Here is a 25,430-nt window from a genome sequence, read left to right on the forward strand (position 1 = left end):
CTTCGCTCCTTAGCAGAATCCACATGTTCATCGCCGCGCCGCCTCCTCGGTGAGCGAGGCGACTTCGGTCACCGCATAGCCCGTGCCGCCGGGGACGCCCCCGATTGTGACGCTGCCGCCCGCGGGCACTCCCACGCGGAACCGGCCGTGCGCGATGGTCACATGTGCGACGGATTTCTGGTTGTCCCGGTCGATGACGGTCACGTCGTGTTCGCCGTCTAGCGGTTTCGCGCCGGCGGGCACAGCGAGCGTGACCTCCATCGGGAAAACGGTGTCGGCATGTGCCTGCGTGGCTTCGTCGTCGGTGATCTTCTTGACGATCCGCAACGTGCCGTTGGCGGCCTGATTGCGCCAGACCAGCGGCGCCGACGCGTCGCCGCCGTGGAACCGCTGCGCGATGGCCAAGGTGCCGTCGCCGTTGTCGCTGACCGTCGCGGTCACCTGCTCCATGTGGGTATCCCACGTGACGGCGTCGTCGTCTTCCACAGATTCCTTGATGGTGTACGTGAACGACTTGCCCGCGTCCTGTTCGCTGTATGCGATCGGCTTGAACCTGGCTTCGCCGGAATCGTCGGTGACGGCCTGCTGCAACGGCTTGCCCGCGGCATCGAGCATCTCGAACGTGAAATGGCGCTTCGTCAGGTCGCCGCCCACGAACACCTTCGTGGCGGTCAGATCCATGCTGCCTGTTGCCGTGTAGGCGTTGGAGAACGTCGGCGGCGTGTTGGCGCCCGTGTCGTCCTTGATCTCGGTGCCCGCGGCGTCGTAATACGTGGGCACTGCGCTCATCGTGCCATCGCCGTTGTCGCTGACCGCGACCTTCACGATATACGTCCTGTGGTCATAGGTGTATCCCGGGGCCCCGGTGTCCACCTCGCGCATCGTGTAGGTGTAGGTCCTGCCGTCGTCCGGCGCACCGTATCCGATTGTGCCGAATGCGATGGTGCCGTCCGCATCGTTGTTGGCGGTGCGGACCAGGTCCCCGTTTGCATCGAGCAGTTCGAAGCGGAACTGGCGATTGCCCAACGCGCGGCCATGCAGCGTCTTGTGCGCCTGGATCTGCACGGAACCCTGCGTCGTGTACACGTTCCGCACTGTGCCCTGCGCATTGCCGCCTGTCGTCACCGTGCCTTGCAGACCCGTTGCGGAGCCCACGGCGAAGCCGTCGGTCCCTTCCTCGGTCCATGCGTAGGTGTCGGTGGACGGCACACGCTTCACCGTCACGCTCTGCCCGGCCTTCAGCGTCACCGTACCGCCGTTCTCCACGCTTCCGGCGGACCCGTCGGTGCGGGTCCATGCATAGGCTCCGGTGTCATAGGCGCCATCCGCCTTGCGCAAGGTGAGACGGAACGTGAACGTCGCGTTCTGCGACTCGTCGGTCACACCGCTTGCGGTCTTGGTGAGCGTGATGTCACCATATGGGTCGTACCGGTTCGTGATGTCGAATCCGTCGGCGGCGTATTGCGGCACATACCCTTCCACATACCGCTCATGCACGGCGTAGGTGTATGGGACCGCGGCGCCGTTCACACGATGGTTCTTCGGCAGCTCGCCGAAATCATAGGTCCATGCGCCTTCGGCGTCAACGTGCACGGTCCGGCTGTCGATCTGCGTGCCGTCGCGCAGCAGCACGACTTCGATGGCATCGGGCCGCGTCATGGCGTCTTTGTCCTGCCAACGCTTCACCCCGTGCACGGGCACCGTTTCGATCTCGTGCACGTTGGTCAGCGTGCACGTCAAGCCATCCGCGGTGACCGTGGAGCCGGTGTGCGCCGTGTATCCGTCGGCCACGTCCAGCTCCTGCACGTTCCAATCGATCGCATTACCCTGCTCGTCGCTGCGCGCGAGGTTCTTCCAGACATGGGTCCACGAGTTCGAGGCGTCCAACGTGACCGGCGCGCCTTCGGCGGCGCCGTCGCGCATCAGCTGCACCCGCACCGAGGAGGGTCGTGTGCCATCGCGGTCGCCATCGTCGTCGAACGTCTTGACGGCGGTCACATTGAACGGCGTCAGGCCGACCTTTGTGTAGTCGTGGTGGATGTAGTGGCTCGCCCGCTGCCCATTGTCCATGATCTGGGTGCTCGACATGTAGACGTTGTTGTATGCATGCGCCTGCCGTTCGATGGCCTGTGTGGCCGCATCGCCGATCGGCGCGCGCATGCGCACGATCGCCGTCAATCCGCTGTTCGGCGCCATGACGAACGGCGATCCGTCAACGGCCGTGGAGCAATCGATGGCGATGGCCTTGACATCCGCGGGATTCTGCGGCACCGTGGTGGTCCACACCGATCCATCAGACAGATCCGGCAGCGACGACATCGTGCCGGAGACCGAGTACCGGCCCAGATCCACATGCGCCGTGGCATAGTACACCACCGGCTTGATGCCGAGCGCGCGCAGGCGTGCGGTATCCACGCCGATGAACGAGCCCTCCCAGCGCGCACCGCCATGGTCGGCGTCGCCGGCGGTGGGCGTGTATCCGTCCAGATCGTCATACAGCACCACGTGTTCCACGCGCGAGGTCTGATCGGTGCGCATGTCGAGCGCGTACCGGTAGGTGCCGCCCGCGGGCACGGTGACCGCGGTCCTCAGCCCGTCGCCGTACACGCCGTCGACGTCGGAGGCGACCTGTTTGCGCAGGCCGACGAACGCCGAGGTATCGGCGTCCAACGTCACGCGCGACGACGCGTAGACGGTGTTCGGCGCGGATGCGGCACCGGACAGATGACTCATCAGATCGGCCACACCCTGTGTGGCGTCTGCCGAATACTGGTTGTTGCCCGCCGTCGGGTCATCCGGCTCCCCCATGAGGCCCTTGCGGGTCCCCAACTGGCCGGTTGTGGATTGGTAGGCGATGTTGTTGGTCAGCTGCTTGCCCAGCTCGGTCGCGTCGGACCAGCGGTAGCGTGCGTCGAAACCCAGCCTGATCGTGTCGCCGTACCCTTCCGAGGCGAGTCCGCCGGAATCGCGGATGGTCGCGGCCGCGGGCGTATGCGCCACGGTGACCTTGAGCATCGTGCGCCCCGATCCGCGCCAATCGTCCACGGCATGCACCGCGGTGACGTCGCTGCCCTGGGCCGTGACCGAGGTCAGGTCCGGGGTGACGCCCTGCGGCAGCAGGTCGTAGAACGTGCCGCCGTGGTCCTGCGCGACCGCGCCGTCTGCGACCGCCTGCGCGTACAGCTGCGCGGATGTGATGTTCGACTGTTCGTACACGTTGGCGTCGTAGTGCAGGCCGATCAGCTGCCTGGCGGTGTCGTTGCCGGTCACCGTGGTGGATTTGCGCATCCAGACGCCTTGTGCGGTGGAGGCGAGCGAATCGTACCCTCTGGCGTCGCGCTCGCCCAACACCTTGCCGTCCTGGTCCGCCTGCATATGCGCGGCGTTCGCGATCTCCGCGGCGGCGGTGTCCGACTGGCCGGACAACCGCGCCACCGCGTTCTCGATGCGCGTTGACGGCTTGATCGTGATCGTGGGGAGCACGCCGGTGTAGACCGCGGCGGCGGAGGAGGAGTAGGTCATCTTCCACTGCGTGATGCCTGCGTCCTTCGGGAACGTCAGCGTGGAGCCGCCGGCCGTGGCGCCGTTGTCCGCGGCGATCCGCAGGGACTGCAGTCCGTCCGCACCCCATGCGGCGGTGCCGTAGTGCACCCAATCGCCATCGGATGCCTTGCCGTACAGATCCACGTTCGGCCTGGGCACAGTGCCGTCGCTCTGGTAGGCCCATGAACCGTCACTGTTCGTGGCGTATGCATACATCTGGGGGTCCAGCACGCGCAGGCTCTTGACCTCATAGTCGTCGGGGCCGAGCGCGGTTGTGTAGTCGTGGTCGAAATACATGGCGTTGTCGCAGACCGTCACGTTCACGGCCTTCTTGCCGTAGTTCCCCTGATCCGAAGGGTCGCCTTCGCCTGCATACGTGTATTGGTACAGATGGTTGGTGGCCACGACGTCGTACGTCACATCCACGTTCTGCCCCGCCTGCAGCTTGTTCAGCTGATAGGGGTATATGCCCTGATGGTCGTGGTTGGCCACGCCGGAGCCGTATTCGTTCGTCATGCCGTACGGACTGAGGCTCGTTCCCGTGCCGTCCTGGCTGATCCCCCACTTGTACAGCATGAAGTTGCCTGCCGGCACCGTGAACGGGTGCGGCGCGTACTGTACGGAGGCACGGCCGGTGGCGGTCGTCACCTTGCCGGTGTCCTTGGCTGTCAATGTGTATGTCACTGTGTTCGTCATCGTGCGTGGCTCGTTCGCCTTGAACGCGTTCTTCGGGTACGCCATGTAGACATGCTGGTAGAAATCGTTGCCGTCGCGTTCATACCCGGAGAACATGCTGTCGCATGCATAGGCACCGTCCTTGACGCAGGAGATGTCGCTGCCTCCTATGACCGTGCCCGTCAAGGCGCCGTCGGCACCGCTCTGCTGGTCCTTCATGCCGACGGAGAAATACTGGTTGCGGAGATGTAGGCATAGGTGTACCAATCCACATACACATAGTCCTGCGGCTTGAATCCTGCAGGCAGCGCCAATCGGGACGAAGGCCATTCGCTGGGCATCGTCTCGTACACCGTGCCGTTCTTTGTGGCGGAACGCACCTGCTCGTCGGTGGTGATGACGGCGTCGATCGTGTTCGACGTGCGGCTGAGCGTGTCGCCCTGTTGCGTGACGACGGTGATCTTCGCGCCGAACGGCGCGCTTGTGGAGCCGGAGACGACTTCCGCCGGCATGATGTGCCGGATCGACATCTCCATATAGCCCTGCGTGGCAGCGGGCAGCCGCTGCACGTTGGTGATGACGACCCGGTCCCCCACACGGCGGTACGAGAACGTGGCGTCCTGCGACGGGTCCTCCGGTATGGACAGCGACAATGCGCCTTCGTCCTCTCCCGCACGGTCCTTGAAGATGTTCAGCGGCACCGTGATCTGCACGGCTCCCGGATCGTAGTCGTGCTGCCCGGAAAGCGCGTAGTCCACGCGCATCTTCACACTCAGCGCCGTGTTGTCCTGCGGGTCAAGCGCCAGGGTGCCGTCCTTGGCGCCCGGCGTGACCCAACTGACGTCGATGTGCTCGATGGCGTTGCCGTCCCGCGACGGCTTGTCGCCGGACGGGTCGAAATCCATCGCCGAAGAGGAGCGCTTGGCGAGCTTCGCGCTCAGCCAATGGCCGATGAGCGGCACACCGTTGTATGTGGTGTCTGGCAGCGTATCGTTGACGTCTTGATGCGACGGCAGGTAATCATGCAGGGCCCCATCGGGACCGTTCTGCACAGCGGATTGCGCCGCATCGTCCGGGGTGATGCGCTCCGGCGCCTGTGTCGCCGACGTCTTCGCCGACGTCTTCGCCGACGGCTGCGTGTGCGTTGTCGTGGTCGCGGCGGGTCGCTCGGTGTCCGTCCGCTCCGCCGCGATGGTGTGTTGAGTCTGTTGGTCCGTCGTCTGGTCGGTTCCGGCGTATGCCACCGATGCGGTGGGCATGATGCATGCGATCGCGGCCAGTATGCCGATCGCCCTTCCGAGTCCTCTGTTCCTCATGGCCTGTTCGTATCCTCTCCAGCCGGCCCCTCCTCTTCAGCCGGCACATGCACGATCCACACGGTTGCCGCATGGCGGAATCGGGGCATCCCCGTCTCTGGGAGGCCCCGTCCTTCCGGTGTTGTGGTCCGTGGTCCATGGCGGGATCGACTTCCGATCCCGCCATGGACCACGGATGAGATGGTTGGTTGCGCGCCACTCACGATGGATGACGCGCATGGGTGCGGGTCAGTTCCTGCGGCGCAGTCGCGCGGCGATCATGAAGCCTGCACCCAGCACGGCCAGCACGCCGACCGCGATGAGCACGCGCGTGATCTCGCCACCGGTCTTGGCGAAGTCGTTCTCCGAGGTGGTGTTCTCCACGTGGATCTGGCCGCCGACGACCTTGGTGGTGTTGTTCGCGAGCTTCGTCGCATCGACAGCGGTGCCTTCGCGCACCGAGGCATCAGACAAGTCGATGAAGTTCGCATGATCCTGCGAATCGATCTTGTATGTGACGGCGGTCAGGTTCTTGTTGGATGTCTTGTCGAACGTGGGCGTGACCGTCAGGGTGAAGCTGACCGGCTTGGCGCCCAGAATGTAGCCTGTAGGGGCCTTCGTTTCGGTGAAGGTGTAGGTGGTGGGCTGCGAGGAATCGGCGCCCAGACCGGCGATGTCCACCGAGTCGGCGGTTATGGACTGCTCCTTGCCGCGCGGATCCACCGTGTACAGGGTCTTGCCGTTCGGCGTGGTCTTCGTGAACGTGACCGGCTTACCGCCCTGCTTCACCGAGAACGTGGCGCCGCTCAGCTTGGTGCTCGCATCGTTGAACTTGATCTTGTCGAGCGGGATCTGGGCCACGTAGACGTTCTTGGTCGTGCTGATCGTGGAATGGGAGGTGCTCACGTCGGGATTGTTCGAGAAGTCGACGGTCGCCGTGTTGTTCGTCAGGTCCTGGTCCAGATTCTGGATCGTGCCCCGGTATTCGACGGTGATGGTCTTGCCGCTCCACTGCGTCGGATCGTTGAGGCTGATCGAGAAGTCGTTGGGATCTGCGGTATCGGATTTCAGATCAACGGTGTAGTTCTGCGGTTCCGTGCCTGCGGCAAGCGGTGTGTCGTCCGACGCGGTGACCTTCAGGCCATCGATATTGCCCTGAGTGTCCTTGATGGTGATGTTGTCGGTCGGGTTATCGCTGATCGCGTACTGTTGATCGGTCCAATCCGGGTATTGCGTGTAATCGGGGACGTTGGCCGTGATCACGAACGTGCGCTGGGAGCCGATGCGCACCAGTTGGTCGTCTCCCTTGATTTCCTTGGTGGGCTCCACCTTCTCGGCCTTGAGATGGATCTGGCCGAGCGTGAAGGTATTGGTTCCGTCCGTCACCGTGTCATAGTATTTGCCGCCCGGCTCCGACTCCATGGCGGTGCCGACCACCATGGCGCGGGAGATGAGCTCGCCCTGCGGCATCTGCTGTGTCGTTTCCACGATCAGGTACATACCGGGGCCCGCCTCTTGGGTATCGAGCGACACCGCGTTGTTCTCACCTGTGGCCGTGACGGTCCTCACGTTGGCGGCGTTCTTCAGGTCGGCCTTGGCCGCCGTCGCGAACGCGCGCATCAGCGCATTATCCGCCTGCGCGTTGCCGTAGCGGTCCGTGCCGGTGCCGTACATGTACTTGGCGATGAACTGCAGCGGCGTCATGTTCTCGGCGGCGTCCTTGAATGTGCCATTGGGGTTCAATACGCCGGCCAGGCTGGGGTCCACCGTTTCGCCCTTGACTGCGGCTGCTTTGATCCATGCATCCAGCTCATCGTTCGTGATGCCGTCCGCCGGCGTCAGGTCGTAGCTAGTCACACTGCCGTCGTGGACGACCACGTCGCGGTAATCCGCCAGCTTATATGCGGTGAACGTGCGGCCATTGACCGTTGCTGGCACCAGATTGTTGTCGTCACTCGCAGTGGGCGCAATGATGGTGATGCCATCATTGGAGACTTCCGCGGCCTGGGCGGGGAATACCATGAGACCCCCGGCGCCTGCCGTCATGGCCAGCGCCGCAAGCGACGCAGCCATCGTACATGCCATAGAACGAATTGTCATCGTTACCGACTTCTTCCCAAAGTATCGGAATCGAACGGTCGGCGATGCACCGCAAAGGTCTCGCACATATCCTTTGCACATGCCCCATCGATGCATGCCCGCCGGTTGATTCCATTGTGTTGCGTTGTACGGTACCGGTTCCCGGCACCGGCTCCATCGTAGACAAGGAACTGGTGGCACCCCCTCCAGCACACCCTTTCGCACGCAACAGCACTTCCGGAAAAAACGTTGAATACAGATTATCTTCTCTTATATTCCTTTAATACAAGATACTCTCCTTAAAAAAGCGATTACATCGGAATCATGTCGGATTGCGAACAATCCGACAGTTTCCCCACAAGAATAACCGTAGGCAATATCCAGCGGACTGTTCCAACAGAAGGAGCGGATATGCCCGCAGCACATCCACTCCTTCCTCTGGCGCCCGCAGTCAGGCCTTGGCCACAGTCACCGTGAGCTCGTCGCCCTGTTCCACATCCACTGCCGTGGACAGCGTCTCCGAACAGATGAGGTCGCGGAACTGCTCCACTTTCGGCAGGTCGTCGGCAGGCACCGTGAGCGTCAGTACGATGCGGTCGGACACCTCAAGACCGGCGTCCTTGCGCGCGTCCTGCACCGCGCGGATCACGTCGCGCGCATAGCCTTCGGCGATCAGGTCGTCGTTGAGCTCCAGATCGAGGATCACGAATCCACCGCTGGGCAGGATCGACGATGCGGAATCGCGCCGTGCCGCGGCGTCCGCCTCTTCCACGCGTCGGGTGATGTCGTATTCGTCGCCCTGCAGCGTGATTGTACCGTTCGGCGTCTCGATGACCGGATCGCCCGTGGCCGGGTCCGTATGCCAGTCCCCGCTCTTGGAGGCCTTGATCGCGAACTGCACCTGCTTGCCCAGACGCGGGCCTGCGGCGCGCGCATTGACCTTGAGCTCGTCAATGATCTTGAGCCCGTGGTCCGCGGCCTCATCGAGCGTGGAGTATTCCACATCCTTGATGTTGAGTTCGCTCTTGAGCAGCGCATCGTATCCATCCACCTGCGACGGCTCGTCCACCACCACGGTGAGCTTGGCGAGCGGCTGGCGCACACGCATCTTCTTCGCCTTGCGCAGTGACAGTGTGGCGGAAACGACCTCGCGCACCTTGTCCATCGCGGCCACAAGGTCGCCATCCTCCACAAGCACACGGCCCAGCGCGGTGTCTTCACCGGTCGCGGGGTCGGTCAGATACGGCCAGTCGCCCAAGTGCACCGAGTCGCCGCCGGTCAGGCCGCGCCACACCGTCTCGGCCTCCATCGGGGCGAGCGGGGCGAGCACGCGCATGAACGCCTCGAGCACGGTGTACAGCGTGTTGAACGCGTTCTCGTCCTCATTCCAGAACCGGTCGCGCGTGTTGCGGATATACCAGTTGGTGAGCATGTCGATAAAGTCGGAGACCTCGTCGCACGCGTCGGAGATCTCGAACTCGTCCATATGCGCGCTCACCTGCGCGATGAGCTTGCGCGTGCGGGCGAGCAGATAGCGGTCCATCTGCGGCAGGCCCGGCACTTCGTCCGCCGTCAGTTCGCGCGCGTTGTAGCCCCGCCCGTTGTTCGCGGCGTTCGCATACAACGTGAAGAAGTAATACGAGCTCCACACCGGCAGCATGATCTGGCGCACCGTGTCGCGGATGCCTTCGGACGTGACGATCAGGTTGCCGCCGCGCAGGATCGGCGAGCTCATCAGGAACCAGCGCATCGCGTCGGAGCCGTACTGGTCGAACACGCCGTTGACATCGGGGTAATTGCGCAGGTGCTTGCTCATCTTCTGGCCGTCGTCGCCGAGCACGATGCCGTGGCAGATCACGTTCTTGAACGCCGGCTTGTCGAACAGCGCAGTCGCCATGACGTGCAGCAGGTAGAACCAACCTCGGGTCTGGCCGATGTATTCGACGATGAAGTCGGACGGGAAGTGCTGTTCGAAGTACTCCTTGTTCTCGAACGGGTAATGGTACTGCGCGAACGGCATCGAGCCGGACTCGAACCAGCAGTCCAGCACGTCGGAGATGCGGCGCATTGTGGATGTGCCAGTCGGGTCGTCCGGGTTCGGGCGCGTCAGCTCATCGATGTACGGGCGGTGCATGTTGATGTTGCCGTCGTGGTCGCGCGGGTAATCACCGAAATCCGCCTTGAGCTCGTCAAGCGAACCATAGACGTCGACGCGCGGGTACTTCGGGTCGTCGCTCACCCACACCGGGATCGGCGAGCCCCAGAAACGGTTGCGCGAGATCGACCAGTCACGGGCGTTGGAAAGCCACTTGCCAAACTGGCCGTCCTTGACGTTGTCCGGGATCCAGTTGATCTCCTGGTTGAGTTCGAGCAGGCGTGGCTTGATCTTCGTCACCGAAACGAACCAGCTGGAGACCGGCTTGTAGATGAGCGGCGTGCCGCAGCGCCAGCAGTGCGGGTAGGAGTGCACGTAGCTCTTCTCCTGGAACAGCAGCGCGCGCTGGTCTTCGGGCATCTGCGCGAGCGGGCCGTCGCCGGCGCGCAGATTGCGCAAGATCGGCAGGTTCGCGTCGAACACAAACATGCCTTCGTAATCCGGGCACAGTGATGTGAATCGGCAGCCGGAGTCGAGCACGTCCACACTCGTGATGCCGTGGGCGTTGAGCGTGTTCATATCGTCTTCGCCGTACGGCGCCTGGTGCACCAAGCCGGTGCCTTCCGTGGTGTCGACGTAATCGGCGGTCAGGATCTGGTAGGCGTTCGGACCGGGGGTGCCGCCTTCGGCCGTGGCCTGTTCGCCCGCGAAATACGGGAAGACCGGGTAGTAGCGCCAGCCCACCATGTCGGAGCCCTTGAGCTCACGCACCACCTCATAGTCCTCGCCGAGCTCCTTGTTGTAGGAGCCGAGCAGGGCCTTGGCGAAGTAGAACTTCTTACCGGCGAACTTGCCTTCCTTGGGGCGCACCTCCACATAGTCGATGTCTGCGCCCACCACAATCGCGAAGTTCGTGGGCACGGTCCACGGCGTGGTGGTCCAGAACACCGCATAGGCGTCGTCTTCGTCGCGCAGCTTCACCGCGACCGATACAGTTGTGTCCTGACGGTCCTGATACACGTCGGCGTCCATGCGCAGCTCGTGCGCGGAAAGCGGCGTCTGGTCCTTCGGGCAGTACGGCAGCACGCGGTAGCCCTTGTATGCCAGGCCTTTCTCGTACAGCGTCTTGAACGCCCACATGACCGACTCCATGTACGGGATGTCGAGTGTCTTGTAGCCGTGTTCGAAATCGACCCAGCGCGCCTGGCGGTGCACGTAGTCACGCCATTCGTTCACATATTTGAGCACGGAAGCACGGCAGGCGTCGTTGAATTTGTCGATGCCCATCTGCTCGATCTGGTCGACCGAGTCGATGCCGAGTTCCTTCTGCGCTTCGAGTTCGGCGGGCAGGCCGTGCGTGTCCCAGCCGAACACTCGGTTGACTCGGCGGCCCTTCATGGTCTGGTAGCGCGGCACCACATCCTTGGCATAGCCGGTCAGCAGATGGCCGTAGTGCGGCAGGCCGTTCGCGAAGGGCGGGCCGTCGAAGAACACGAACTCATTCGAGCTGTGCTCGCCACTGGGGTTTTCGTCGATGGATTTCTGGAAGGTGCCGTTGGTGTCCCAATAACGCAGCACATCTTGTTCGAGCTGCGGGAAGTCGGGATTCGGCGCGACGTTCGCGCTTTGTTCGCCGACCGATGCCTTGGGATACACGTGCTGTGGTGTTTCGCTCACCATTGCTCCTCATCTTGCAGGATCTGTCTTTTCCTGCGAGGACGATGGCTCCGGGCGGATTGCTTGGCAATCCCCGCGCCACCGCGGTACCACCTCGCTTGCCACGCGCGCGTGCATGCACGCGTGACCGCTTGTGTTCGGCTGTACGGGCCGACCCCGTCGGTTCTACTGGGTCGGGCGGCGCGCCGCCCGGCTGTTCTTCCGAAGGCTCCCCGCTGATGACGGATCACTGCCCGGTTTCGTGCGCCACTATACCAGCAACGCGGGAACGAATGCGCCCCTGAAACATGAATGACCCGCCCCAGCACGCCTGCCGTTCGACTCACACATCCTCGCGCATGCGGCGTGGTGTGTCCTGGGGAATGGGGCGGCTCGATGGGCGGGCCATTTCAGGGGAACACGAATGATGGTTGGTCTAGGTGTTCGTGGCACTATGTGCCATCAATCACTCGGGGACTTCCATGTGCTGCCAGGTGTCCGCGGACTCGAACAGCAGGTCTTTCTCGTTCTGTTCGGCGACCTTGTGCTTGTGGGCGGTTGCACAACCCTCGGCGTCCACTTCCGGCTCGCCGGTTGCCGGATCGGCCTGCGGCTTGTCCGTTTCGCTGACTACCTCTTGAAGTTCTTCGACTTGTGCGGCGTCGAGCCCCTCGAGTCCTTCCGCTTTCTTGGGTTCGGTTTCTGCCATAGGGCGCCTCCTTAACAATCGACTCTCGTCGTCGATGACGATAAGCTCACTATAGCGTCTTTTCCACTGCCACACGCGCAGCGTCTCACGTTTTTCCCAATCAGCACAACGCCATAAGCGCTTCAGTTACTTGCGTCATCGGTGAGGTAGAAATCGCGCAGTGCACGCAGGTCGGCCTCACTGAGCCCAATCGCCGTACGCAGGTAGCCGACAGGGCCGCCGAACGATGCAGTGGCGTCGATATACGTCTGGAAATAGAGCGGCGAGGCGACGAGGAACTCGTCGATGTCCGCATGGGCCTTGGGGCCGAGCAGTGCTTCGAAGGTGTCGACGAACGCCGGCATTTCCGTGGACATGTAGAGGTTGGTCTGCAGGTAATCGTCGCGGATCACGTCTTCAGGCACTTCCAGCGCAGCCAGAATGAGCGCCGCCGCGATGCCGGTGCGATCCTTGCCCTGTGTGCAGTGGAACAGGTAGCCACCCGGCTCGTCGATGAGCAGGCGGAACATCCGCTTCCAGCACGCGACCGCGGCGTCGTCGAGCACGAGGCGCGGGTAGAGGTCCTCGATGAACGTGCCCGGGCGGGTGACGATGTCGCGCAGCTGCAAACGCAGCGCCTTCGTCTCGCGGAACGTGGGCAGTGCGTAGAACGACCAATCCTCGAGCAGGCGGTCTGGCTTCAGGTCGCGTTCGGGATCGGTGCGCAAATCGATGACGTTCGAGATGCCCCTATGCGCCAGCGTCTCCAGGTCGTCATGGCGCGCATCGTGCAGGTTCGCCGAGCGCACCAGCAGTCCCGGGCGCACCATGCGCCCTTGCTCCGTATGGATGCCGCCCAGATCGCGGCAGTTCTCCACGGTGGGCAACGGCAGTTTGCGTGACACTACGCGCATAGGGCTCCTCTCAGGTGGGTCAGCGACTCACTTGTCTTCGAGATACGGGTCTTCCCACTGGTTTTCGTTGTCGGTCTCCTCGGGGCGGTCGATTGCGAGCTCCTCGCGTTGCGCCGCATCCTGCTTGGCTTCCTTGGAGGCATCGCTCACACCCACCTCGTTTTCCGGAATGTCCTCATTCGGCTTGCCGGTGATCGGGTCGGTGTACGGATGGTCAGTGTCGCTGACAATCTGCTCCATCTGCTTGACCTGATCGGCGCTCACCGCGCCAAGGCCTTCGTGTGTGTTGGTGTCTGGAATGTTCTGTTGCTCTGCCATGATGGCTCCAATCTCGAGAGCGGCGCGGGTGCGTGTCGCACCCGCTTCCTATCCCCCCACTATAGCCTCGTACAAAAGGGGCGCCCGGCGGACTTTGCCCAGTGGGGAACATGCGTGCGGGCCCAGCGTATAAGGAAGCCCCTTGCCTATGTGCGGCAAGGGGCTTCGTACGTACGCCGATATCGATTCGCCCGGCGCGCACTCCCCCACTGGGGCGCATGCGCGGGCGGTTCGGCGGATCAGTGGGTCTGGTGGGTCTCTTCGTGCTCGGCGACTTCCTTCTTGTCGCCCTTTTCCGCACGGGAGGTCTCCCAGCCTTCCTTGACATCCTTGAGCTTGTCGGTCAGGTCACCGACGCTCTTCTTGATGTCTTCGAAATCGTCTTTGTGCTCGTCGATGCGGGCCTTGATCTCTTCGAAGTTTTCCTTCATCTTGTCGCTCATATCAACCATGGTGACCTTCCTTTACTGGTAAACGGGTTGCCTGCTATCCATTACAGCACGTTGGGGCCGGTTGCGCAGATAGGGAAATCGCCGCGCGCGGCGTCCCGCACATACCAAAGCGCGGCCGTGCATTGCACACGGCCGCGCTTTCGCTTTACCGGGGCCCGCTACTCGAGTTCGAGTGAGCCAGTGTACAGCTGGTAGTATTCGCCCTTTTCCTCCATGAGCTCGTCGTGCGAGCCGCGTTCGATGATGCGGCCGTGGTCGAGCACCATGATGACATCCGAGTTCCTGACCGTGGACAGGCGGTGGGCGATGACGAACACCGTGCGTCCCCTCATCAGGTTGTCCATGCCGGCCTGGACCACTTCCTCGGTGCGCGTGTCGATCGACGACGTCGCCTCGTCGAGGATGAGCGCCGGCGGATCGGCGACTGCAGCGCGCGCGATCGAGATGAGCTGGCGCTGGCCTTGCGACAGGCCGGAGCCATCGCCGGAGAGCACCGTCTGGTAGCCGTCGGGCAGCATGCGGATGAACGAGTCCGCGTTGACGAGCTTCGCCGCGGCGATGCATTCGTCATCGGTCGCGCCGAGCTTGCCATAGCGGATGTTGTCCATCACCGTGCCGGTGAACAGGTTGACGTCCTGCAGCACGATGCCGAGCGAACGCCTCAGGTCCGGCTTTCTGATGCCCTTGACGTTGATGCCGTCGTAGAGGATCATGCCTTCCTGGATGTCGTAGAAGCGGTTGATGAGGTTCGTGATTGTCGTCTTGCCGGCGCCGGTCGCGCCCACAAGCGCGATCTTCTGCCCAGGCTTCGCGAACCACGTGATGTCATGCAACACTGGCTTGTCCGGGTTGTATCCGAAGGTCACGTCGGTGAAGCGCACGTCGCCGCGCAGCAGCGTAAGCCTGCCGTCGGCCGACGTGACCGCCTCTTCATGCGCCTCCTCGGCCACTTCGGCCGCGCGCTTGCTGAGCCTCTTCGCGGCTTCGCGCGAACGCGTGCCGTCGTCGCTCGCCTCGCGCTTCCACGCCCAGTGACCGGTCTTCTTCGGCGTCTCCGTCATCGTGCGGCCGTCCGAAGCGAGCTCGACGTTGACGAGCGTGACCGTGCCATTGTCTTTCTCGGACGGCTCGTCCATCAGCGCGAAGATGCGCGACGCGCCCGCGAGCGCCATCATGACCATCGTCATCTGCTGCGAGACCTGGCCGATCGGGTTGACGAAGGATCTGGACAGCGTGAGCAGCGAGATGATCGTGCCGATGGTGAACGCGGCGCCGGAGAAGCTGAGGTTGCCCCAGTTGCCAAGCGCGGCGAGGCCGCCGAAGATCGCGGAGAGCACATAGAGCAGATAGCCCATGTTGCCGACGACCGGCATCAGCACGTTGCCGTAGGTGTTCGCGCTTGCGCTGGCGTGGTACAGGCGCTCGTTGCGTTCGTCGAACGACGCCTGCGTGGCGTCTTCGTGGTTGAAGACCTTGATGACCTTCTGCCCGTTGACCGATTCCTCGACGAACGCGTTCACGTCGCCGAGTTCCTGCTGCTGCACCACGAAGTAGCGGCCCGAGCGGCTCACGATCACGCGGATGAGCAGCAGGAGCAGCCCGGTGAACACAAGGACGAAGACCGTGTACGGAATCGACAGGTAGAGCATCGCGATGAGCGCCGCCAGCGCGGACACACCGGATGCGAACATCTGCGGTAGCGACTGGCTGATCGCCTGGCGCAGCGTGTCGGTGTCGTTCGTGTACCGGCTCATCACGTCGCCATGCTCATGTGTGTCGAAGTACGAGATCGGCAATGTCTGCATGTGTTCGAACATCTCGTCTCGAATCTCCTTCATGACGCCCTGTTCGACGCCGACGAGCAGATACGAGTACAGCCACGCGCTGAATGTGCCGAGCGCGTAGAGGATGCCCATGAAGATGAGCGCTTGGATGAGCGGCGCCCAGTCCGGGACGCTCTCCCCTACAAGCGGCATGATATACCGGTCGATCAACGCCTGCAGGAACAATGCCGACCCCGCCTGCGCGACTGCGGACACGATGATCGCGATGATGATGACCACCATGCGCACCTTGTATGCGAACACGTATTTGAGCAGTCGCTTGAGGGTGCCCTTCTTCGCCTTGTCACGCGGCATGCCTTGCGCGCCGTTCGCCTCGGGCATGCGCGCGTCGTCATTGAGGGTCTCTTTGTCGGTGGCAGAAGTCTGTGCCACCGTTGCCGCCGCTGCGCTCATCGTTGTTCACCTCCCTTGATTGCTTCGATGTCTTGCGCCATATGCGCTTGCTGCTCGCGTTCGCGCTCCTTCTGCCGCGCAATGACGTCGCTTGTGCGCATGTCTTCGTTGTAGTCGGTCGCGAAACCGCTCGCCTCGGCCTCTTCCTCGTGCAGGTCCTGCGATTCCTTGTCGAGGTCCTGCTGGCTGTGCTGCTGCGTCTGCGATTCGTAGATGCTGCGGTATTCCTCGCAACGCTCGAGCAATTCCGCGTTCGTGCCCTGGTCGAGGATGCGGCCTTCGTGCATGACGACGATCTTGTCGGATTCCTCGACGGACGCGACGCGCTGCGCGATGATGATCTTCGTGGTGTTCGGGATCTCGTGGTGGAACGCTTCGCGGATGAGCTTGTCCGTCTTGGTGTCCACCGCCGACGTCGAATCGTCGAGGATCAGGATCTTCGGCTTCTTGAGCAGTGCGCGCGCGATGCACAGGCGCTGCCGCTGGCCGCCGGAGACATTCGTGCCGCCCTGCTCGATGTAGGTGTTGTACTTGTCGGGGAATTCCTGGATGAATCCGTCGGCCTGCGCGAGTTCGCATGCATGGCGAATCTCCTCGTCGGTCGCGTACGGATTGCCCCAGCGCAGATTTTCCGCGATCGTGCCCGCGAACAGCACGTTCTTCTGCAACACCATCGCGACCTCGTCGCGCAACGCTTCGAGTTCGTAGTCGCGCACGTCGACGCCGCCCACTTTGAGTGCGCCGGAGGAGACATCGTACAGGCGCGGGATGAGCTGCACGAGCGACGTCTTCGCGGAACCGGTGCCGCCGACGATGCCGATTGTCTGCCCCGAACGGATGTGCAGGTCGATGTCATCGAGCACCGGGCGTTCAGAGTGTTCGGAATAGCGGAACGACACATGGTCGAAGTCGATCGAGCCGTCGGCCACGGCCGTGATGGGCTCGTCCGCCTCACGGATCGTGCTCTCCTCGGTGAGCACGCCGCAGATGCGTTCCGCGGATGCGCGCGAGATGATGACCATGACGAAAATCATCGAGAGCATCATCATCGCCATCATGATCTGCATCGCGTACGTCACGAGCGCGGTCAGGTCGCCCGTCGTCAAGCCGAGCGCGGCGTTGTTGCCGGACGCGACGATCTGGCGCGCGCCGACCCATGCGATCGTGATGAGCGACGCGTACATGCACAGGTTGAACAGCGGCGAGTTGATCGACAACAGCTTCTCCGCCTTGCAGAACTGCTCGTAGATCTTGAGCGAGATGCGCCCGAACTTCTTGTCTTCGAAATCCTCACGGTTGAAGGATTTGACCACGCGGATGCCCTGCAGGTTCTCGTCGACGACGTTGTTGAGCTCATCATACGTGTGGAAGACGCGTTCGAAGATCGGATGGACCACGATGATCAGGCCGAACAGGCCGACCGCGAGCACCGGGATGCAGGCGAGGAACACCATCGAGATCTGCGGGCTGATGCGGAACGCGAAGATCCATGCGACGATGAGCATGATCGGCGCGCGCATGCCGACGCGGATGAGCATCTGGTACGCGTTCTGCACGTTCGTCACGTCGGTCGTGAGCCTGGTGATGATCGAGCCCGTCGAAAAACGGTCGATGTTCGCGAAGCTGAACTGCTGCACCTTCTCGAACTCGTCATGGCGCAGGTTCTTGGCAAAACCGGAGGAACCGATGGCCGCGAACCGACCGGACAGGAAGCCCGCGCACAACGACACGACCGCGCAGGCGATCAGGATGCCGCCGTACTTCCAGATGTCCGGCATGGATTTGCCGCTGATGCCCTTATCGATAAGAATCGCGATGACGGTGGGGATGGCGATCTCTATGACCGCCTCAACAATAACGAATAGCGGCGAAAGCAGGCTCGCCGTGCGGTATTCCCGAAGGGACTTCGCCAATGTCCTGATGACATGCGCCTTGGAGGGCGTGGTGTCGGTTGCCGTGGTAGTGCTCATGCTGCCTCATCTCCTTTCTGCTACTGGTGTGTGGTGTCTTGCCTGGTACGTGTGGCTGGCTCATCCGCCGTGCGCTCGGAGCCGACAAGCCCGGTCTCCACCAAATTGGCACGCATGCGGGCAAGGTCGTCCATGAACCGTTCCTGCTCGTCCGGGGGGAATCCAGTGAACAGCGTCGTCTCCAACTGGTGCGCGGCGCGCATGATCTCCACAACAAGGTCGGACGCGGTGGGCGTGAGCTCGATCTTGCGCACGCGCGCATCCCAATCGACGGCGGAACGCGTGATCAGACCCTTCTTTTCCATGAGTCCGAGCACGCGCGACGCGGTGGAGCGAGTGATGGAGAACGCCCGTTCGATGTCGTATTGGAACACATCCGAATCGCGGTGTTCGTGCAGATACTGCACGATGGGCATGTTGGCGCCCGACATCATGGAATCCGGGGGCACAATGCCGTTCCAATACCGGCCGATGAGATTGTGGAGCGCCTTGATTTCGAGGCTCGGGCGCAGCATACCTGACGAATCCACACCTTGCACCCTGTCCATGCGCGCTCTCCTCTTGCCGTGATATTTCGACGCGGGCATATTGCGATGCCACAACGTCGCTACTGCAACAGAACACTATAGATTGTTCTGTATACAACAGTTGCAGATACAACTAGACTATGCCGACAGTGAACCGCGTGCAACCATCGCGCGTCACCGCCTCCACATATGCAAGCGATCCGCGCCCTGCAGCACGCAGGTCGCGGATCGCGCACATGATGGGCCAGTGGCTACCGCCGACCCGTCACATCAGTGGATTCACTTGACTTCGTTTTCGGAAACGAAGGTCAGGAAGTCATCGGCCTGCGTGCGCAGCGCCTCTTGATCGGCACCGGTCATCGCCCAGTCGCCGGTCTGGACAGCCTCGTCCGGCACGGACAGGCCGACCTCGACCGGGAAGAGGCGCATGCCGGCGTCCTCCAGCAGATCGCCGACCATGATGCGCGGATGCAGCTCTTCGAAACCACCGACACCGGAAATCGCGACCGGCTTCTGGTCGAGGACATTCTTGCCCTCCTCGTCCTTCGTCGACGGCAGCGACAGCCAGTCGAACAGGTTGCGCAGCGAATCCGGGATCGTCTTCTTGTATTCGGAGACGACGACCCATACGGCGTCCGCATTGCCCAGCTTGTCGCGCACAGCAAGCGCGGCTTCCGGAAGCGGATACTCCGGGTCTTCGCCGGCGAGCGGCAGGTCCTCGTAGTCAATGGTGATCGCTTCAGCACGGTCACCGACAATGTTCATGATCTCCTTCGCGAGGTCCGCTTCGAACGAACCGTCGGTGAGCGAAGTCTCAACAAATGCAATAGTCGGCTTGTCTGCCATGTTTCCTCCTTGCGCCCCCGGCCTGTGGCATGGTGGTCATGCACGGCCCGCGGAGCTGTGAACTGCTATCCATCATGGTGTGTCCGCGCGCGCGGCGCACCCGGAAATAGCCACAAGTGAACAAAGCACGGAAGGGCGCGCAATGGTATGCGCGGGGTGTGCGCGGGCGATCCACTGCCCGGACGATACTGGTGGGCGTGGCACAATCCCCCTCACACCCAGAGTCCCCGTACGCGCGCGGCACGCGTAGCTACACCATGTCGCGCATCCGCGGCAAAGACACGTCGATCGAGAAGACGGTGCGCTCCTATCTGTTCGCGCGCGGGTTCAGATTCCGCAAAAACGACAAGCGGTACCCTGGGCACCCCGACATTGTACTGCCCAAGTACCACACGATCGTGTTTGTGAACGGCTGTTTCTGGCACATGCACGAGGGGTGCGAATCGTTCCACATGCCGAAGTCGAATGTGGAGTTCTGGACGGCGAAGCTCACGCGCAACCGAAACCGCGACCGCCGGCAGTACGAACAGCTGCGGCAGATGGGGTGGCGCGTGATCGACGTATGGGAATGCGAGCTGCGCGGCGCCGCACGCGAACCGCGACTCGAGCGGCTTGCGCGGGAGATTGCGGAAGGGGTGTAGATTTGTGGGGCTGCGCGCAGGTGAGGAGGGGTCGTTATGAAAACGCAAGGGTTGGATGTCTTCTACGACGGCAATTTCGAGCAGTTTCTTGCCGAGGACCACGATGCGGCGACACTGAAACAAGACACAGATGACGCGTTGGTCACCTATTGCGGCATGTTCCACGGACCATTTTTCAACATAGAGGACACCTCTATCAACGTCTCCGACGAAGAGCTGTACCGATGGGTCAGCTGGTGCATCTTCTACGGGCGGTCAAAAGACGAGTATCCACTCGCGAACAGGGAGACTGCGGCCAGCACAGATGACCCTGAGGACCTTGACGACCCCGGCGACCTTCTGTTGGCCGATTTTGCGCAGATTCTTGAAGAAGCCAAGGCATACCAAGACGCCGACATACTCGACAACATCGCCATTATCAGTGAGTTTGCCATAGGTCTCAACTTTGCGATGCTCGCTTGCCAAGATCTCGATATCACCCTTCCTACTCAGCTACTTCATGCCACGTTGGACTCCCCGTATTGCGAAATAGGGTCGTATGCCTACGAAATCGCCAATGACATGCTTGATAAAAGGAAAACCACTAACGCAGGTCACGAACCGTCTGAGACGGTAGTGCGTGGCTGAGCCTAGCCATGGAATACCGTAGAGTCGCCCGAGATGGTAGTTGGTGGCTGAGGTCAGTCACGGGAGTCCAATAATCGCGTCCCATATGGCTGCTGATGTCTGACCATCGACACCAACAGCCATGCAGGTGACATAAACGGCGAATTCGACATGGCTACGGCATTGCCGCCGCTACGGGTAGCGCCTTCTTCGCTACGGGTAGTGCTCCTCCCGCTACGGGTAGTGGTTCTTCGCGTACCCCCCACCTACAATCGTTGAAATATGGCGGATCATAGCGATGAGTACACCAGAAAAGCACTACCCGTAGCAGAGAGAGCACTACCCGTAGCGAGAAAGCAGACACCGCTGCCATTCCAGAAGGCGGTAACAGACGGTAAGAGTTCCAGACGCCATTTGACTCCATCTACATCACCGTCGCCGCCAAGAATATTCGTGAAGCATTGGGAAGCAACTACGGTGATACACGTCGATATCTTCTGCATTGATGACTCTCGATCGGTATGGGAGAATGCGCTGCGCTCCTCGAATCAGTCAATCCTGTGACATGGGGCGTTCTTTTCTTCATGAGATCGCGGTATGCCTCAAGCGCATAGCCGTCTTCTGGATCAAGTTCTCTACCGGTCTGAGCGAGCATATCGGACGGCACATCAATGCCACTTCCCTCGCGTAAAAGATGCCGGTACCTAGCGCAATCATCAGCTCGCCTGAATCCAGGTCCCGCAACACATCAGCCGCATGTTCATGATTGATGCGGTCTATCAGACGCACATATTCCCTCACAAGCTCCGCTAAAGATGAGGTGGAATCATTATAATTGTTTGTCATCCCGCCTCCTCACTAGATACGCATTCAGAAATATGTCGCGGAAATCTATGATAGTCCAACAATCAGTCATGCGTGGTCTTACTAAAAGTAGAATAAGCACATGGACACAATGCGCGAGGATCGATTCACGTTCATGCTTGGAGAGGGGCAGCCAATTATGGATTCAAACGAACTCGATTTGATATACAAAAAGACCGGAGTATATCCATTGCCAGCCCAAGAACAGGCTTGGATCAGCGAGGAGGGATGCCGTCGATGGGCCGACGGTGACTTTGTGTCGACCGACGAATTGAGAGCCGAATACCACAGGCGCAAGGCACAGCGGAAAGTCTGAGCATCGATACTCGTACTGCGCTCTGAAAAGCCGGCATATAGGTCTGGTCTATTGATCGTTTTGCGCTGATTTAGGCTAGCAGGTGCTGCGTGGATAGTAAGTGCGCAGGTAGCTTTCACAAGGGATTTCGGACAGTTACGATGCCTAAATGTCGCAAATATCGATGCCACCACGTTATTTCGGACAGTTACCAGTCATATCTGTCTCAAATATCACTATCGCTACATTATTTCGGACAATTACAGACAATTGTCATGCTCCGCGGCTCCGGACATGACTTTCGTCAGGAGCGCTCAGGGATTCGTCATGCAGCAGCGCGAAACGCGGCTATGGACTGGGAATCTAAATAACACCCCCGACACACTTACTGGCGCAACACCAAACACGCAACATAATCAACACATTTTGACCCATATGCCGGATTCCTGGGGTTGCCAGCTGGACGCATCACGATGCAACGAACGTCTCCGCCTTTGCGAGTAGTTCATGACCGATCACACCGGCATAGGAGTCTTCCTCGCACCACGGCGAATCCAGCACCGCGCGAATCAACCTTGCGTCTGGAATCAGCCCGAGATTCTTGAATGCCAGCATCGCATAATCCAAGCCGGCCGAGTATTCACCGGCATGTGCATCGCTTTGCAGCATATCCGCATCTGCATGGGCCTTCCCATCCAAGAGGACCTGGATGAGATCCTGCAGAAGCAGATCAGTCGAATTTGGTTGCCTGCTCATTACTCGATTGTACGGCGGCTGATTGATCCAGATTGGTAGGATGACCTTATGTCGATCAGCGAGGAACGATCAAGCCGATACACATTTGAGCCCGGCCAGCTCACACCGGTCACAGACCCAGAAGAACTCAAGCGTATCCATGAGAAGACCGGTGTGTACTCGCTGCCCGCCGATGAGCAGGCATGGATCGCCGAGCAGTGGAGACTGCGATTCGGCACAGATCCCGAACTGTCCACATTCAAACTGAGCGACGAATACCAACGACTCAAAGCCCAAGGCAAGATCTGAGATACATACGGGAAGCAGATGGAAGGCATCATGAGATACGAAACATTTAACACCATGATGGAGCTGCCGTGACGGGACAGGGGACGGAGTTAGGCGCTTCCTCTGATGGTGACTTCGAGCAATCGCACTCCCGACATAAACAGCGAATTCGTGTTGACCATGGCATTGTCGCCGCTACAGGCAACCCCTTCTTTGTTACGGGTAGTGCTTCTCCCGCTACGGGTAGTGATTCCCTAGGCAATTTCCGTATACAATCATTGGAAAATGGCGGATCATAGTGACAAGTGCACCAGAAAAGCACTACCCGTAACGAAAAGAACACTACCCGTAGTGAGGAAACAAACACCGCTCAACACACCTTTACCTCAATCAAGAGAGCCAAGACAAACAAAAGAGCACGATCATTACTCACATATACTCACATAGACCTGCTGAAACAAGCATTTAGAGTGAAGAGCGATAAAACAAAACATAATAAAGGCGGATGTTATGAATGTGGAATATGAGGATTTGTTCTCTATAGCTGAATCGTGTATGGCTGCGTCTGGTTTCGTCGAGGAAGTTCGTATTGATATCATGCAGGATGCGATTGATTGCGGAGAACCAGATTTGGCTATTATTGATGCATTGGATATCGTAGGCAACGACATGACACGTCTGTCACATTTCCCACCGCAGGTACTTGACCTGGCCAATGATCCAGAATGGCCAGAATTCCATCGCTTCCGAGATACACTGAAGAAAGTTGTTTTCGACTAAATATATAAGTAAAGAAAGAGCGATGAATATCCAGAACATCACCATTGACAATTTGCTGGAATACTATCTCAGACTCCTCACCGTGGAGGGCGGGGGCAAGTGGTCGGACGAACTGCGTGATGCATGCGACGCCGGGGAATACACAGCCGGACCAATCATTGCTCTGGCAGCCTGTGAAGACCAAGGTTTGAAACCGGACCGGCAGGTATTGCGCGCCACCCTTGCATCCCCGTGGTGTGAGGAAGGCAGTGACGCCGATGTAATCGCATGTCACATGCTTGATGCGGCCGCCTATCCCAATCCATGACGAGGATATGCTGAATCAGACCCATGTCACGGCGTAACGGAGGATCCGCCCCTCCTCAAGAACTCTCGGCAAATATCACCGGCGTACGAATCCTTTTCAAACATATTGGTCATCCGCACACTTGCGGAGAGCACGCGAAGTCGAAGAGATTGTTGGTGCTGAGATTATTAAACAGGTCTGCGTAGACGCCTATTTCCGGGTATCGGGGATTGTTTGCCAGTTCCTTCACTTGCTCGGGGAATTGCGGAAGTAACTCCCTGTTTTCTTTTCTACCAGCCACGTCGAGCGCTGTTGCAATCACCAGGTCAGGTTCCCCTACATCCAAGCATGTTCTCATATCATCGTCGTCCAGATCCGATCTGCCGGACACGATATTCATGCACTGGACGGCAAGCTGATGAAGACGTTCATATTCACTGCTCATTTCGCACTTCCCCCCATAGTGTTCCTTTGGAAAGCTTCGAATCATCCCCGCGCATGCGGGGCAAACGCGCCATGAAACTCATACACGCCGACGGCTATAGCCGACAACGCAAGGGCGACATGATCCGCCGCATCAGCAGATACGCCGCCAAAAACCCCGGTGAAGCGGTTGCCGAAGCGCTTGTCGACGTCCATGCCAACGGGCATAACGCACAACCACTCAGCCGCGCCATACACAACGCCATCAACCACCCCGAGCGGTACATGCGCCACCGCACTGCGCAACACTAGAATGGATCCCAAGAGGAGCCAGACATGAAGCACACAGACCCATACGCCTACGACCCCACCAACAGCGTGCTCGCCACACGCGACGGATACTTCCTGCTCGTCGACAAAACCACCGGCGAACCCATCAGACGTAACAACAGAGAAACAGTCACATTCCCCGACTGCGACAGTTTCGACTCCATGCACGTCAAAGACAGCCCCGACTACGACCCAACAGACGACGGATCCCGAATACACCGACCCTGACCTTGACGCCATCTTCAACGAGCCCGAACCATCCGGATTCAACCCCAACGAGAAGCCAGCCGACCATGACCAGTGAACAGGCCCTCGACCGCATCGCCCACAGCCTCGAACAAATCACCGACATACTCAACGGAACAGCACCACTCGAAATAACCCGCGAACACCCACTCGACGCATGGGGCATGCGCATATACGAGGACGAATATCTGCGCGCGCTCGAAACACTCGGCATCACCATCATCTAAGGGGAACCCCATGCTACAACGGCCACGCCCACGATGCAGCCACACAGACTGCACCCGCAAAGCCACACACACGACGGACTATGCGACCATCACCAACGCGCACCATGGCAACACACCAGCGCACACAACCGCCTGCGGATCATTCCCGCGCATGCGGGGCAAACTGGCCGAGCCCGGTTGCGGATTGCAGGGTGGTGTTCAACGGCAAGGATGTGCATCTCGATGATGATTGGCTGTCCGCCGAGTTGGCGAGACACTAATCTCCCTGCTACGAAGAAGCCAAAGATTCGGGTTATAGGCCAAAAAGTGTGTCTGGAATCGCGTCTTAGGCCTTGCGGAGTATGGCGTTTCATGGGTTCGAAAGTCGGTGACATGACTTTCGCGCCCGGCCGGAATGTGTGTCTGGAATCCTTG

General features: G+C 60.4%; 24 protein-coding genes. 8 read left to right on the plus strand and 16 right to left on the minus strand.

The features are described 5' to 3' along the window. Positions 1–27: 27 nt before the first annotated feature. The 12 genes from PG2093B_RS06930 to PG2093B_RS06990 form a co-directional block, all read right to left on the minus strand. A complete protein-coding gene (locus tag PG2093B_RS06930; RefSeq protein ID WP_165369734.1) occupies positions 28–4,437 on the minus strand; it encodes a Cna B-type domain-containing protein in 4,410 nt (1,469 codons plus the stop codon). Then, entirely contained in the window at positions 4,434–5,534 is a 1,101-nt protein-coding gene (locus tag PG2093B_RS06935; RefSeq protein WP_129897875.1) for a hypothetical protein, read from the minus strand. Before PG2093B_RS06935 ends, PG2093B_RS06930 begins: the two co-directional genes overlap by 4 nt. 228 nt (positions 5,535–5,762) lie before the next feature. Next, a complete protein-coding gene (locus PG2093B_RS06940) occupies positions 5,763–7,613 on the minus strand; it encodes a SpaA isopeptide-forming pilin-related protein (RefSeq protein ID WP_165369735.1) in 1,851 nt (616 codons plus the stop codon). Between the two features lie 430 nt (positions 7,614–8,043). After that, entirely contained in the window at positions 8,044–11,364 is a 3,321-nt protein-coding gene (gene ileS / locus PG2093B_RS06945) for a mupirocin-resistant isoleucine--tRNA ligase (RefSeq protein ID WP_277985347.1), read from the minus strand. A 445-nt stretch (positions 11,365–11,809) separates the two neighbouring features. Next, positions 11,810–12,052 (minus strand): hypothetical protein, encoded by a 243-nt coding sequence (locus PG2093B_RS06955; protein WP_101398926.1) that lies wholly within the window; start codon positions 12,050–12,052, stop codon positions 11,810–11,812. A gap of 122 nt (positions 12,053–12,174) precedes the next feature. Further along, the gene (locus PG2093B_RS06960; protein ID WP_004218195.1) at positions 12,175–12,945 is read right to left on the minus strand and encodes a tyrosine-protein phosphatase; all 771 of its coding nucleotides are present in this window, start codon (positions 12,943–12,945) and stop codon (positions 12,175–12,177) included. A gap of 27 nt (positions 12,946–12,972) precedes the next feature. After that, complete coding sequence (locus PG2093B_RS06965; RefSeq protein WP_004218197.1) at positions 12,973–13,263, minus strand: hypothetical protein; 291 nt, start codon at positions 13,261–13,263, stop codon at positions 12,973–12,975. A gap of 239 nt (positions 13,264–13,502) precedes the next feature. Next, a complete protein-coding gene (locus PG2093B_RS06970; protein ID WP_004218199.1) occupies positions 13,503–13,715 on the minus strand; it encodes a hypothetical protein in 213 nt (70 codons plus the stop codon). 158 nt (positions 13,716–13,873) lie between these two features. Further along, complete coding sequence (locus tag PG2093B_RS06975) at positions 13,874–15,880, minus strand: ABC transporter ATP-binding protein (RefSeq protein ID WP_207215006.1); 2,007 nt, start codon at positions 15,878–15,880, stop codon at positions 13,874–13,876. 68 nt (positions 15,881–15,948) lie between these two features. Next, the gene (locus PG2093B_RS06980) at positions 15,949–17,922 is read right to left on the minus strand and encodes an ABC transporter ATP-binding protein (protein ID WP_101398920.1); all 1,974 of its coding nucleotides are present in this window, start codon (positions 17,920–17,922) and stop codon (positions 15,949–15,951) included. A gap of 20 nt (positions 17,923–17,942) precedes the next feature. Then, positions 17,943–18,470, minus strand: coding sequence for a MarR family winged helix-turn-helix transcriptional regulator (locus tag PG2093B_RS06985; protein WP_129897880.1), 528 nt, complete (start codon positions 18,468–18,470; stop codon positions 17,943–17,945). A 258-nt stretch (positions 18,471–18,728) separates the two neighbouring features. Next, the gene (locus tag PG2093B_RS06990) at positions 18,729–19,295 is read right to left on the minus strand and encodes an NADPH-dependent FMN reductase (protein WP_101398916.1); all 567 of its coding nucleotides are present in this window, start codon (positions 19,293–19,295) and stop codon (positions 18,729–18,731) included. A gap of 197 nt (positions 19,296–19,492) precedes the next feature. Here PG2093B_RS06990 and PG2093B_RS06995 point away from each other — a divergent pair, with 197 nt between their 5' ends. Further along, positions 19,493–19,936, plus strand: coding sequence for a very short patch repair endonuclease (locus tag PG2093B_RS06995; RefSeq protein ID WP_277985346.1), 444 nt, complete (start codon positions 19,493–19,495; stop codon positions 19,934–19,936). A 36-nt stretch (positions 19,937–19,972) separates the two neighbouring features. Continuing rightward, positions 19,973–20,563, plus strand: coding sequence for a hypothetical protein (locus PG2093B_RS07000; RefSeq protein ID WP_129897881.1), 591 nt, complete (start codon positions 19,973–19,975; stop codon positions 20,561–20,563). A 561-nt stretch (positions 20,564–21,124) separates the two neighbouring features. Here PG2093B_RS07000 and PG2093B_RS07005 read toward each other — a convergent pair. Next, positions 21,125–21,388: a hypothetical protein gene (locus tag PG2093B_RS07005; protein WP_129897882.1), complete on the minus strand. Its 264-nt coding sequence runs from the start codon at positions 21,386–21,388 to the stop codon at positions 21,125–21,127. Between the two features lie 100 nt (positions 21,389–21,488). On the opposite strand from PG2093B_RS07005, the gene PG2093B_RS07010 reads away from it, so the two are divergent. Then, complete coding sequence (locus PG2093B_RS07010) at positions 21,489–21,722, plus strand: hypothetical protein (RefSeq protein WP_129897883.1); 234 nt, start codon at positions 21,489–21,491, stop codon at positions 21,720–21,722. Between the two features lie 447 nt (positions 21,723–22,169). On the opposite strand, the gene PG2093B_RS07015 is transcribed toward PG2093B_RS07010, so the two are convergent. After that, complete coding sequence (locus PG2093B_RS07015; protein ID WP_129897884.1) at positions 22,170–22,457, minus strand: hypothetical protein; 288 nt, start codon at positions 22,455–22,457, stop codon at positions 22,170–22,172. A gap of 48 nt (positions 22,458–22,505) precedes the next feature. Here PG2093B_RS07015 and PG2093B_RS07020 point away from each other — a divergent pair, with 48 nt between their 5' ends. From PG2093B_RS07020 to PG2093B_RS07030, 3 genes are all read left to right on the plus strand, one after another. After that, positions 22,506–22,745 (plus strand): hypothetical protein, encoded by a 240-nt coding sequence (locus tag PG2093B_RS07020; protein WP_129897885.1) that lies wholly within the window; start codon positions 22,506–22,508, stop codon positions 22,743–22,745. A 489-nt stretch (positions 22,746–23,234) separates the two neighbouring features. Further along, positions 23,235–23,504 (plus strand): hypothetical protein, encoded by a 270-nt coding sequence (locus PG2093B_RS07025; protein WP_129897886.1) that lies wholly within the window; start codon positions 23,235–23,237, stop codon positions 23,502–23,504. A gap of 22 nt (positions 23,505–23,526) precedes the next feature. Then, on the plus strand, positions 23,527–23,811 hold the full coding sequence (locus PG2093B_RS07030; protein ID WP_129897887.1) for a hypothetical protein: 285 nt from the start codon (positions 23,527–23,529) through the stop codon (positions 23,809–23,811). 109 nt (positions 23,812–23,920) lie between these two features. Here the strand turns inward: PG2093B_RS07030 and PG2093B_RS07035 are convergent, their stop codons facing one another. Together PG2093B_RS07035 and PG2093B_RS08995 are read right to left on the minus strand one after the other, a co-directional pair. After that, positions 23,921–24,235: a hypothetical protein gene (locus PG2093B_RS07035; RefSeq protein ID WP_129897888.1), complete on the minus strand. Its 315-nt coding sequence runs from the start codon at positions 24,233–24,235 to the stop codon at positions 23,921–23,923. Positions 24,236–24,276: 41 nt separating this feature from the next. Further along, positions 24,277–24,429 (minus strand): hypothetical protein, encoded by a 153-nt coding sequence (locus PG2093B_RS08995; protein ID WP_165369736.1) that lies wholly within the window; start codon positions 24,427–24,429, stop codon positions 24,277–24,279. 120 nt (positions 24,430–24,549) lie between these two features. On the opposite strand from PG2093B_RS08995, the gene PG2093B_RS07040 reads away from it, so the two are divergent. Then, positions 24,550–24,771 carry a hypothetical protein gene (locus PG2093B_RS07040; protein ID WP_129897889.1) on the plus strand — a complete coding sequence of 74 codons (222 nt, stop codon included), beginning with the start codon at positions 24,550–24,552 and terminating at the stop codon, positions 24,769–24,771. 65 nt (positions 24,772–24,836) lie between these two features. Next, positions 24,837–25,016: a hypothetical protein gene (locus tag PG2093B_RS07045; protein WP_129897890.1), complete on the plus strand. Its 180-nt coding sequence runs from the start codon at positions 24,837–24,839 to the stop codon at positions 25,014–25,016. Positions 25,017–25,430 lie beyond the last annotated feature (414 nt).

The sequence above is a fragment of the Bifidobacterium pseudolongum subsp. globosum genome (assembly GCF_004155535.1).
In the GTDB taxonomy this organism is placed as follows: domain Bacteria; phylum Actinomycetota; class Actinomycetes; order Actinomycetales; family Bifidobacteriaceae; genus Bifidobacterium; species Bifidobacterium pseudolongum_C.